11 protein-coding genes are annotated in these 11634 nt (G+C 54.7%); 10 read left to right on the top strand and 1 reads right to left on the bottom strand.

What is annotated here, in order from left to right:
• Window positions 1-38: 38 nt before the first annotated feature.
• From PAT3040_RS09895 to PAT3040_RS36910, 5 genes are all read left to right on the top strand, one after another.
• Window positions 39-605 (top strand): RNA polymerase sigma factor, encoded by a 567-nt coding sequence (locus PAT3040_RS09895; RefSeq protein ID WP_258234918.1) that lies wholly within the window; start codon window positions 39-41, stop codon window positions 603-605.
• A 70-nt stretch (window positions 606-675) separates the two neighbouring features.
• Window positions 676-1749 (top strand): hypothetical protein, encoded by a 1074-nt coding sequence (locus PAT3040_RS09890; RefSeq protein ID WP_108992489.1) that lies wholly within the window; start codon window positions 676-678, stop codon window positions 1747-1749.
• Window positions 1750-1847: 98 nt separating this feature from the next.
• The gene (locus tag PAT3040_RS09885; RefSeq protein ID WP_108992488.1) at window positions 1848-2315 is read left to right on the top strand and encodes an SRPBCC family protein; all 468 of its coding nucleotides are present in this window, start codon (window positions 1848-1850) and stop codon (window positions 2313-2315) included.
• A gap of 473 nt (window positions 2316-2788) precedes the next feature.
• A complete protein-coding gene (locus PAT3040_RS09880; protein ID WP_108992487.1) occupies window positions 2789-3985 on the top strand; it encodes a ParM/StbA family protein in 1197 nt (398 codons plus the stop codon).
• 49 nt (window positions 3986-4034) lie between these two features.
• Window positions 4035-4616 (top strand): hypothetical protein, encoded by a 582-nt coding sequence (locus PAT3040_RS36910; RefSeq protein WP_181376536.1) that lies wholly within the window; start codon window positions 4035-4037, stop codon window positions 4614-4616.
• A gap of 1430 nt (window positions 4617-6046) precedes the next feature.
• Here the strand turns inward: PAT3040_RS36910 and PAT3040_RS09870 are convergent.
• Window positions 6047-6718 carry a DUF559 domain-containing protein gene (locus PAT3040_RS09870; protein ID WP_087568197.1) on the bottom strand — a complete coding sequence of 224 codons (672 nt, stop codon included), beginning with the start codon at window positions 6716-6718 and terminating at the stop codon, window positions 6047-6049.
• A gap of 360 nt (window positions 6719-7078) precedes the next feature.
• On the opposite strand from PAT3040_RS09870, the gene greA reads away from it, so the two are divergent.
• The 5 genes from greA to PAT3040_RS09845 form a co-directional block, all read left to right on the top strand.
• Entirely contained in the window at window positions 7079-7558 is a 480-nt protein-coding gene (gene greA / locus PAT3040_RS09865) for a transcription elongation factor GreA (RefSeq protein ID WP_108992486.1), read from the top strand.
• 88 nt (window positions 7559-7646) lie between these two features.
• A complete protein-coding gene (locus tag PAT3040_RS09860; RefSeq protein WP_108992485.1) occupies window positions 7647-7928 on the top strand; it encodes an alpha/beta-type small acid-soluble spore protein in 282 nt (93 codons plus the stop codon).
• Between the two features lie 157 nt (window positions 7929-8085).
• Complete coding sequence (locus tag PAT3040_RS09855) at window positions 8086-9147, top strand: NAD(P)/FAD-dependent oxidoreductase (RefSeq protein ID WP_373863935.1); 1062 nt, start codon at window positions 8086-8088, stop codon at window positions 9145-9147.
• Between the two features lie 431 nt (window positions 9148-9578).
• Window positions 9579-10742 (top strand): winged helix-turn-helix domain-containing protein, encoded by a 1164-nt coding sequence (locus PAT3040_RS09850; RefSeq protein WP_181376535.1) that lies wholly within the window; start codon window positions 9579-9581, stop codon window positions 10740-10742.
• Between the two features lie 60 nt (window positions 10743-10802).
• A partial coding sequence (locus PAT3040_RS09845; RefSeq protein WP_108992483.1) for an MFS transporter occupies window positions 10803-11634 on the top strand: 832 nt, incomplete at its 3' end.

The raw sequence follows: 11634 nt of genomic DNA, 5'->3' as shown, positions 1-11634 counted from the left end.
ATTATTTTGTCGCGAGGGGAACCGGGAGAGGCATTCTCTTGTCTAATAGAGTAGAGGGGGCGAGTATGAACATGGATCTCCGGTATATGGCCCATATCGAGTCAATCGACAAGTTGGACTTGGGTCGGCTCATGGACGAATACGGCGACGAGGTATGGCGGTATGCGTACGCGATGACGCGCAATCGCGAGCTGGCTTGCGACATCTCTCAGGAGGTGTTCATTCGCGCCTACCAGAAGTTCCATTCTTTTCGGGGACAATCATCCATGAAAACCTGGCTGCTGTCGATCACCCGCAACCTTGCCATCAACGAACGGAAGTCTGCCTATCTTCGGCGCATTCTGCTGTTTGAGCGGGTGCATCCCGGAGGAGAAGGCGCATCGGCAGAATCGGCTTATCTGGACAAGCAGGGGGAGAGGGATCTTTGGACCATCATTATGGGGTTGTCCGTCAAGTTGCGCGAGGCGCTGGTTCTTGATCTGGAGCATGGTCTCCCGATGGCGGAGATGGCGAAGCTGCTGGACGTATCGGAAGGCACCGTTAAGTCTCGGCTAAGCCGGGCCCGCAAGGCGGTGGAGAAGGCACTGAAGGAGGGGACGGCATGACGACGATGCCCTACGTGGAAGCGAAGACAAGTACTCGATGGCGGCAAAAGCGGAAGAGGAGGGATGAAAGGTGAATGAACGGAAGCCGGATTGGTACGATACCGCGAGGCGGCAGGGATTGGCAAGGATGGCTGGAGAGGGATTTACGGAGGAGATGAAACGTACGGTGCTTCGGAGTGCGGATGGGGCGTCTGCGTACAAGGGAAAGGGAGCCGGCGGCATCAGGCAACTGCTGCGGAGGGCGATGGCCGCCGCAGCGATAGGGGCAGCCGCGTTGTTTCTGGTCTCGACGTTGCAAGATGGCGGCTGGCGGGCTGGCGAAATGAAAGACCCGCGGACTGCTTCGGCTGGTTTTTTGGGAGAGCGCAAGATAAGGACGTCCGGGGGTGAGATCGCTGTCGCGTACGGATTGCTGGAGGGCGAACGGCTTGAGAGAGGCGATGCCATTATGTCGAGTTCACCGGAGCTGCTGCCGGGACTCGGCAATAGTGCGCACCCCATTGGCAGTCCGGGGAGAAACGTGATCGAGACGTTAACCTATGACGACATTACGCTGCTGGACAGCAAGCCATGGGATGGAGTCGGGACCTTGTTGAGGTATACGATAAATAGTGCCGAGTTGCGGCTTCCCGAGCTGCCGGCCGATGAGGAATATTTTGGCTTCACGTACGACGCGTTCACGGGACCGGAGCGTATCTATTCCTGGGGGATGGGACATTCCTTCGGCTTCAATCATGAGACGGTGCGGTTGTTTGGCCAGGATATGCTGAAAATATCGGCGCAAGGTCATATCGACGGCATCGGTATAACGACGTGGTACCTGCGGAAGAAGGAAGACGGCCTGGAGACATTCCTCACCTTCCACTATCCCGCCATGCACGAGCGCGATCTGGACGGCGACGGCGTCGAGGAACTGATCGCGGTGTCCGGCAGGGGCAACCAGATCTATGTGTTCAAGGAACGGAACAACGAGCTGTATTATGCCGGCATTCGCGAGCTGCTAGGAGCGGGTACAGGGGTTACGGTGTCTTACGACCCGACGACGGGATTATTCGGATTGTCTTTGTCTGGGGGCGAGGAATCGCCTCAAACGATGCGTACTTATCGTTATGCGGAGGGCGCCGACAAGCTGGTCCCGCTTTAGGCGTGAATGCGATGAGGAAAACTCTTTTGGCGCGGGGAGCGGTTATGATATCATCTAGGCAATGATTATATTCTCGTCTTGTCCAAGGAGGAAGCAGCATGTCGAATACGCTTGGTAAGCCGCCCGTCGTTCGCGCGGAGATGTTGATTCGCAGACCTGTGCAAGAGGTGTTTCGGGCTTTCGTCGATCCCGAAGTGACGACCAAGTTCTGGTTCACGAAAGGCAGCGGCAAGCTGGAGAGCGGCGCCAAAGTGCGCTGGGATTGGGAGATGTATGGCGTAGGGGCGGATATCGACGTCCTTGCCGTTGAGCAGAACAGCCGCATCGTCATCGATTGGGGAACCCGCGTGGAGTGGACGTTCGTTGCGCGGGGCGAGAACGAGACGTTTGTCACGATCGTCAACGACGGTTTCGAAGGGACGGCGGACGAGCTGCTGGAGCAGGCGATGGATGCTACGCAAGGCTTTACGTTCGTATTGTCGGGATTGAAGGCGTATCTCGAGCATGGCATAAAGCTCAATCTAGTAGCCGATAAGTCGCCCGACGCGAATATCATAAACGAATGACGCTGGATGCGACAGGCGTCCTGATGCCCCTTCTCTCTCCGAGCTGCTCGGAGGGAGGGGGCTTTTTTTCAATGATAGGAAAGGGTGGAAGTGATGCTGGACATGATCGAGTACGACTGGAGCAGGCGTCAAATGGTGTAGTTGCTCTGAGAGAGCTGCCACATTAGGACAGCCGGATTCGACTGTCTTAGGCCCCTGGTCAGGTGCTCGTCCGAACGGATAGGGCCTGCGAAGCAAGTGCGGCCTTGCAGAAACCGCCGATAGGAGAAATCCTTCCTACAAACGTTCTGTATCGACATTTTTTCATGAAAAAACATTAATGGACCTACATGACCTCCGCTAGATGTAAGGCCAGGGCTCAGTATGGCAAAGTATGACTAAGGATTGCCGAACGGCGGCAGCCAGGCCAATGGACAACTGTACGCGGAAGCGCCAAACGGGCGCGATATTTATTCCTGAGGAGGAAAACGGTCATGAACTATCATTTCTTCGTAGGCAACGATAATGGGAACAGCGAGCATGATCTGATCGTGGACGGGCGCTTGATCATGCAGCCGAACGTCAATTGCAGAGTGGACGGGCTGCCATGGCGGGAGGAGCAGGCGCCGGAGAGCTTCGTGAAGGGGCTGCAGGAGCAGCTTGTGGTGACGATCGATTCGCCGGCCGTCAGGCCCGGCATGTATTATATCGGCAAGTTTGCGCTGGAGAGCGGCGAGGTGATCGACAATATTCAGATCGGCATCGATATGAAAAGCGACATGGACCTGCCCATTGTCAATACGCTCGCTCAAATCGCCGCGGTTGCCGTGCAAAAGGCTTATGAGGAGAGCGGCTCCATTATGGAGCCTCTTGAGGTGGAGGTCGATATGGCGACGGCGCTGCCGGTGACGCAGCATACGGATGAGTCTGCGGCGAGATTCGAGCGGCGGTTCATGTCGGGGGTCCATCATGTAACGGTGCATCTCGGCACTCACCGCGTATCGGTCAAGCTAAGTTTCCCGTTTGTAAAGGTGGTGCCGGAGGCGACGCCGGTCATCTTTACGCTGCAGAAGGATGCGGAGGGGAATTGGCGGCAGGGAGAACTGTTTGACCACTTCTCGGAATCGTACGGGATGGAAAACAAGTTTAACGGGAGCTACTTCAAGGACAAAAAAATACTGCACATCGATATCGGGGACGGATCCACGGAATACCCCATCACCGAAGGGAACAAGTTCCTTCGTCAATTCGTGCATGGCAGCCATCACGGCGCCGGATATGCCATCGAGGAGGCGCTGCCGGAGTTTAACCGGCAGATCCATCTGCCCGATAGTCCGCGTCAATTTTTCAGCGACGTGCTCAAAAATCCGAAGCATAAGTACCATGCAAGAGCCTTGAACACGCTGAAGCGGTCGCTGGAGAGCCAGGTGAAACAAATCGTGCAGCAGGCAAAACGCCAGCTGACCAAGGCGCGCAACGAGGTTGATCTGATCTGCGTCTACGGCGGCGGCAGCATATTGATGCGGACCGTGCTGTATCCGTATCTGAAGGAGCTGTGCGACGAACGGGAAATTCTGCTGCTGTACGTGCCATCCGACTACGCGGTCAAAATGAACGCGATGGGTCTCGACGCTTTTGTCCGGGGCAAGATCTACGAGGCGCTTAAGCAGAAGATGGTCCAGCCGGCATAGGCGGGGAGGAAGGCGGGCGACGCCAACATAGGGGACAGGCAGGTGCAACATGATGAAAAAGACCAAGCAGCCGGGCGACAATATTAGCTTGAAGACGCGCAAAAACGAAAATGCATTCGTCATGGCATGGATCAACGCGCAGAGCAATCTGATGGACTCGCTGCGTTATCTGGTAGAGAGGGAGGTCGCAGCGAACGGCGTTCGCAATCTGCAGACCTGCGTCCCTGTGGAACGGAAGGGATTGCAAGGCTTGGAGTCAGGGGCGGCACATGATACCCGGCATAACGCGGCATGGCGGGAAACATCGACGGCGCGTGCAATGATGGATGAAGGCGCGGTAGATGAGGCGCAGAAGCGGGCAGCGCCAAGCGCCGGCGAACAGGCAGATGGTATACGATGGCCGATGGAGTCTGATTCCGGCGAAGCTGCAATTATGCGGTACCTGGCAATGTCGGGTGCCAGCGACGAGGCCATTCAGGCCGCCTTTATCGCAGCGCGTCAGTTGGCTGCCGCGTCGGCAGCGGATGAATCGCCGGCAGCTGCAAGTGCAGTAGACGACGAAGTCGATGAATTGTCGGCTAATGCGGCGGAAGAAGAAGTAGATGAGGAAGATGTCGAGGCTTGGAGCTGAAGGAGAGCGGTAGCGCTTGGCGGGCCTCCGCCTCGATGCATTCCTGCAAAAGCTGATGCACAAAAAGGTTGGACGAAAAACCTTGCGTTTTCTCGTCCGACCTTTTTATTTTGGGGACTTATTGAACAACTCGATCCACCTTAGGATAGGGTCGGCAGAAGAAATTTGACTCGCCTGTGCTGGAAAACGGGACGTAGTGAATCGGGAGCGAGGGGCGGTAGAGAGAAGGTCACCCTGCCCGTACGGACTCTGAGAAACAATGGAGCAAGCAGAAGCCAGCAGCTCGAAACATTCGCATAGCCTTGCATTGCTTCGCGTAGCTTGCATAGCTTCGCATAGCTTGCATCGCATAGCTTTGCACTGCTTTGTATAGCTTGCATAGCTTGCATCGCATAGCCTTGCATTGCTTCGTATAGCTTGCTTCGCATAGTCTTGCATTGCATTGCGTAGCTTGCATAGCTTGCATAGCTTGGATAGCTTCATATAGCTTCACATAGCTTCGCTTGCGCAGCCTTGCTTCACATTGCTTCGCGCCTCAACGCACCCTATTGCAGTACTTAGTAACACTAAAAACCTTGTATAATCATAACGATTTAGTGTTACGGGATAACACTTGGTCATATTAGGAGGCTCTTTGTAATACTCGGCATATTCATCCGAAATTCATCGGGAAGCCCCATGTGTCCTTAAATCATCAACAAAAATAGTTCGTATTATGAAGTAATACAAAGTTATGTGGGAAACAATGAAATTCGTTTATTGCACTACTTGGTGATATTCCACAACATTTCATAATATTGCATCATACCTGCTGACCCATGTAAGAGCTCGTAACAATATTTTACTTCAAGGATGACAACTAGTTGGCTAGGCGCTAGGCATAGAAAGAGCAGTTGGGTATGCACTGCTATTACATGATGAAGGTCCCCATAATACCCTCAGATGAACTCGTTATTCGTGGCCAGCGGTCTGACGTCTGAAGAATCATATAACCTCGTTTCCGAAGCGGCCAATCATTATGGTTTAATGGGAAAAACGCCCTCTAAATACTGATTCATAATTCTGATTAAAGTAATTAATAGGAAAACCTCCCTATAAATACGGCGAATAGACCAAATGTGAGTTGAAAGATGTTGATTAATGGGAGGAAATCCTTTTAAACTACAAAATATTACGAAATCTGGCGAATTAGAGGGAGAAAATCCTCCTATTTCCTCGTGTTAACCGTTAAACGAGCGCGGCCGGAAGCGGAACCGTACATTTGTAATTTACATCTCATCTCCCAAAGCACCAACCCAAGCACCAATCCAAGCACCAATCCAAGCACCAATCCAAGCACCAATCCAAGCACCATCCCAATTAGCTTCTCAATTACCTCCCCAAGTCCCTCAGTAAGCCCAAATTGGGGCACACATACACCAGCCGCGCGCTTACAAAAAATAATTTACAGCATGAGGCGCAAGCTCATATCGAACGATTCGCTGCTTAGCTCCGCTATACGCTGGGATCAGCCAGCCGTCGGCTGAAAGACTTCGCAGCATTCGCATCGCCGACTTGTTATCGATGTCAAAGTGTCGAGCGACATCAATAAGCCTGATTGGTGCCGACGACTGCATAGCCAATCGTAGGACCTCCTTCTCGGCCAGCAGCGTTCGGGAGACCGGGACTTGTCCCGTCTCATATTGGCCGATAAGCAAACGCAGCAAAGTCAGGCATAAGTCCGGCCGCTGCTCCACATCGTCGTATGAGAACGAGATAACCTGATAGCCCATGGCTCTTAAGAACGTTTCGCGATTCAGTTCGTTGCAGAATTTCCTCCGGTCCATATCTTGGACATGGGTGGCGTATCCCTTAATTTCAATGATTAGTTTGATGAAGCCGGGCAGCCAGGCAAAATCGGCAAAATAGGATCGCCCTCGCCAATCCGGAACCTCGTACTCAGGATGCAGATGTTCGAAATGGCCGCGAAGCAGCCACCAAATTTGACGCAGAAACAAGGTCTCGGCATGCCGATGCCCCCTTTCTAGTCTGTCACGTCTTTCGCCGGACCTAGCCGACAGGTGCTGCTTGACAAATTGTGTATGTGCTTGGTCGAAATTCATAGGCGCACCGCCTCCCGTGGAAAATAAAAAAACGCCCCGTAAGCCGTCTAAGGCTGGTACGGGACGTTCTTCGTCTCTACACAGCATCGTAAAACAATTAGCTCCCGATGTCTAGAGGGCAAAATGTTTTTATCGACCTGAGAAAGGTTAAGAACTTTGCGATTATAATACCCAAGACAAGAAACTGGGTTAGGGTCAGCACCAGAAAGCGAGCGAGCATAACCGCACCCAAGTAGAAATGTGGTACACTACTAGGAGTGCGTCGGCCGAAATGGCCGGGAGCAGTTTGTAAAGCAGTACAGAGAGGACACAGCCGGCTAGTCAGGCGTGATTATAGAGCAGAAAGAGGAGATCGCGGCAATGAGCAAAGAAGAATTGATTCTGACGGCGGAAGGCTTAAAGAAGATTGAAGACGAGCTAGAGGAGCTTAAGACGGTCAAACGCAAGGAACTGGCACAGCGTCTAAAGGTAGCCATCAGCTACGGCGATCTGAAGGAGAACAGCGAGTACCATTCCGCCAAGGACGATCAGGCGTTTATGGAGACGCGCATCCTGCAGCTCGAGAGAATGCTGAAAATTGCGCGGGTAGTCGATGCGGGAAGCATCGCGCTGGATAAAGTCGGCGTAGGTTCGATCGTTACGTTAAACGATATCGAATTCAACGAGAAGATTGATTACCAAGTGGTGGGGCCTGCGGAAGCGGATGTCGCGGACAACAAAATTTCGTACGAAAGTCCGCTGGGACAAGAGCTGATGGGCAAGAAGGTCGGCGATATCATCAACGTCAACGCGCCGGTGGGCATTATTCGGTATGAGCTTCTGGAGATCAAAGTGTACTAATTTTTCGAATGTACAGCCAACGCTTAATTTATCGCTTTCTGGGCATGTTATAGCTAATCGACAGTACCCAGCGAAGGAGCGATGAACAATGGCGAGAAGAAGAAAGTATGCCGTGCCCGGAGCCGAGCAAGGAATGGCGGTGTTCAAGGCGGAAGTGATGAAGCGGGAAGGCTACCAGGTGGACCCGAATCGGCCGGACAACGTGAAGTTCGAGGTGGCCAAGGAGCTAGGCGTCCCGCTCAAGCCGAACGGCAACGGAAATTTGACGACCGAGGAAGCCGGACATATCGGCGGGCGGATCGGGGGCTCCATGGTGAAAGAGCTTATACGCCTCGCCCAGGATCAGTTAGCTAAGGGAGATCCCCATTAGAGAAGAGCCAACAGCACATACATGGTGCACGAAGCAGCCGGAGTCGTCTCGGACGATTTCCGGCTTTTTTGTGTCCAAAGTTCAGTAATGATTTTCATTCTCATATATTTGTGGTACGATTCCTTTAAGAGAAATCCTAATTAAGGAGTTATGCCCAATGACAATAGATGCAGAAGCGGTATACGACGTAACCGTGATCGGCGGCGGGCCGGCCGGCTTGTATGCCTCGTTCTACGCGGGACTGCGCGAGATGAAAGTGAAAATTATCGAGTTCCAGCCATTCCTGGGCGGCAAGGTTCATGTCTACCCGGAGAAAATGATCTGGGACATCGGCGGTCTGACGCCTGTTACCGGCGAGCAGCTGATTGACCAGCTCGTCCAGCAAGGCCTGACGTTCTCGCCGGCAGTCGTAACCGGGGAGAAAGTAACGACCATCAGCAAGAACGAAGAAGAACTGTTCGTTCTGCATACTTCCTCCGGCGCCGAGCACTATTCGCGAACTGTCATTCTGGCTGTGGGGGGCGGCATCCTTAAGCCGACTAAGCTGGATATCGAAGGCGCGGACCGCTTCGAGGTCACCAATCTGCATTACACGGTCAAGTCGCTCGGACGGTTTAGAGACAAGGTTGTTCTTATCTCCGGCGGCGGAAACGCGGCGATCGATTGGGCCAACGAGCTGGAGCCGATCGCCAAGAAGGTGTATTTGACGTACCGGAAGGAAGTTCTGAAGGGCCATGAGGCGGAAGTGTCGAAGCTCAAGAGAAGCTCTGCCGAGGTTCTGCTCAACTCGTCGATCGGCAAGCTGATCGCGGTGCCGGGTCAGGAAGCCATAGGCTCGGTCATGATCAACAACCACGAAGACGGCTCCGAGATGGAGCTCGCGGTCGACGAGGTCATTATCAACCACGGCTTCGAGCGCGACTCCGACCTGCTGGAGAAGAGCGAAGTGAAAATCAAGATGCACGAGGCGTGGGGCATCGCGGGTTCCTCTTCCAGCGAAACGTCCGTGCCGGGTCTATATGCCGCGGGCGACATCCTGGCGCACGACGGCAAGCTTCACCTGATCGCGGGAGCGTTCCACGATGCGGCCAATGCCGTCAACAAGGCAAAGCAGTTCATCACGCCGGAAGCCAATGCCTACGGCATGGTGTCTTCCCATAACGATGTTTTCGCCGAGCGTAATCAAGAATTAAAGAAAGCCATGTACGCGGCCAAGTAATCGAAACCATCCCCGTGGACGGGAAACCTCATATAGAAGAAGCGTATCCGTGTCGGGCGGTGCGCTTCTTTTTATTGCTTGGGAAATGATGCAACTGCAACGTGTCAGATGGGGATTGCGAACGGAAAGGAGAGCTATACCTGACGAAGGGACCGGTTGAGAATCTAACGGACAAGAGCGTCGCTATTTGCTTGTTTATCTCCATAATCAAATTCTAACGGACAGGAGCGCCTCTATTTGTCCCCAATATGGAGGAAAGCTGCTCAGACGGTGCGAATAGCGTCGCGTGTGTCTGTTAGATTTCAGAAACACGTTATAATCGAGGATTAGCGTCTCACCTGTCCGTTAGAAAGGAGAACCGGAGCGGTTGCTCCCCGGGTGCCCCTTTTCTATAATGGATGTACTTATCTGCGCAAGAAGGAGGGCGTTCCATGGGACCCGTGCGGCAACCGTTGCAATTAGATCGAGACAAGCTGGAAGCGTCCTTCCGCGGAAGAAGCGTGGCGCTGCTGCCCAAGGAGTTCGCGCTGCTGGACTTCCTATGCCGCCACGAAAGCCGGTCTTTCAGCCGCGAACAGCTGCTGGACGCGGTGTGGACGATGGAAGCGCCCGTGGACCGAACGGTCGACGACCATATTTACAGGCTGCGGAAGAAGCTTGCACTCTGGGAGACGGAGCTCGGCATCGAGACGGTGCGCAGCGTGGGTTACAAGTTCGTCTACAAGAAGCGGGAGGCATCGGCCAATCCGCTGCTGGGGCTTCCCGCATTCAACGAAGACATGCGCGGCGTCGCCGATACTTACCTGCGATATGGTCGCGGGGACGCGCTGCTTGCGCTATACAAGAACAGGGAGATGTTCGGCTTCGACGTAGACCCCGGCTTCGGCTTGCTGATCCGCGCGATGGAGGGCGATGTCCGGTTCGCTGTGGATCCCGAGGCCGCTTCGCTGAAGGATCGGGCGTTCCTGCTTCTGTATCTGTATCAATACCTCGATCCCGGGGGCAATCGTCCCTTCATCGAAGCGGCGCTGCGTGATCGAACGCTGCCGCCGGTATGGCAGAACGAGTTGGAGACGATGACGATCATTCATCTGCTGCTGGAATGGGAGGAATACGAGGAGGCGCTGCTGCGTCTGGAGAACCGGATCTCGGAGGCGCGAGAGCGCGGCTGGGAAGGATTGTTTCCCTATTATGCCAATCTGAGGTTGGCGCACGCTCTGCATGCGGAAGGGGATGAGGATTGCCGGCTTGCTCTTCAACAGGCCGAGGAGGAGCTGCGCAGGTACCCGTACAGACGGGAGGAAGGGCAGTTTCTTTTGCTCAAAGGACTGTTCGTCTATTCTTCCGATCCCGCCGGCGGCCTGGCAAACATGGAACAAGGCGTAGCCGTGCTGGGACAGTCGCAATTCGTCCTACACCTTCTGCACGGGCTGCACACGATTCTAGAATTCGCCAGACAGAGAGGCTGGGACGGAGTGCGCCGTCGTTTCGAGGGGGATTGGCAGCGGCTCATACGCTCGATTGGGCTCGACGAGTTCCAAGACGAGATGAGGCGCCAGTTGGGCGAATTTTTTGACGAAGAGGCGGTCCTCTGATCTCCTTCTGACAATAGACGGTTACGGTAGTGGAAACGATATGGATGGAGGAATTTCGTCATGAAAGTTTCCGCTCCGGGAGCCGCACGTATTTGGCAGCCGTTGAGAGAACGAGGGTTTCGCAGGTTATGGACGGGCCAAACCCTGTCCGACTTGGCGAATTGGCTGGATTTTGTCGCGATCAGTACGCTGATCGTGTATGCATGGGGGCACGGCCCCGCGGAGATGGCGCTCTACTCGGCATGCGTCGGGCTTCCGTGGGTCGTCATCGGCCCATGGGCCAGCGTCAGGGTTCGAAGATTCCGCGGCAAAACGATACTGATCCTATGCGACGTGCTGCGCGCCGTCATCGTATTCGCGATGGTATGGGCCGATTCGCTGCCCGTATTGCTTGCGCTAGTGTTCCTCAAGATGAGCGTCAGCTCCGTCTTCGATCCCGTCCGGCAGCAAGCCGTGAAAGGGCTGGTAGGAGCCGAACGGCTGGCGCAGGCGACTTCGCTTAGCGGCATTTCGGCGAATTTGACCAAGATCGTCGGACCGATGCTGGGCGGGATATCCGCGCTGTGGCTGGGGCAAGCCGCGCCGTTCGTTATAGGCGCCTCCTTGTATGCTTTATCTGCCGCCATGCTTGCAGGATTGCCGCGGTGGGGAACGGAAGCGCGAAGGGCGGAACGCGGCAGAGGCGGGGCTCTGCGTCAAGCGATAGCGCATATGAAGGGAAGACCGCTGCTCCGGGCCGGCATGGTCTATATGGGGCTGACGTATGCGCTCATCTTCGTGTACGACAATCTGTTCGCCGTGCTTGCGAAGGACGCCGGTCTGCGGGAGGAAGGCTTCGCGCTGCTGATCGGCTGCGTGGGCGCCGGAAGCGTCGCGGGGGCAATCGCCGCCG

Source organism: Paenibacillus agaridevorans (assembly GCF_003112455.1).
In the GTDB taxonomy this organism is placed as follows: domain Bacteria; phylum Bacillota; class Bacilli; order Paenibacillales; family Paenibacillaceae; genus Pristimantibacillus; species Pristimantibacillus agaridevorans.
The sequence above is the reverse complement of the archived record's forward strand: the minus strand, read 5'-3'. Positions and strand labels throughout refer to the sequence as shown.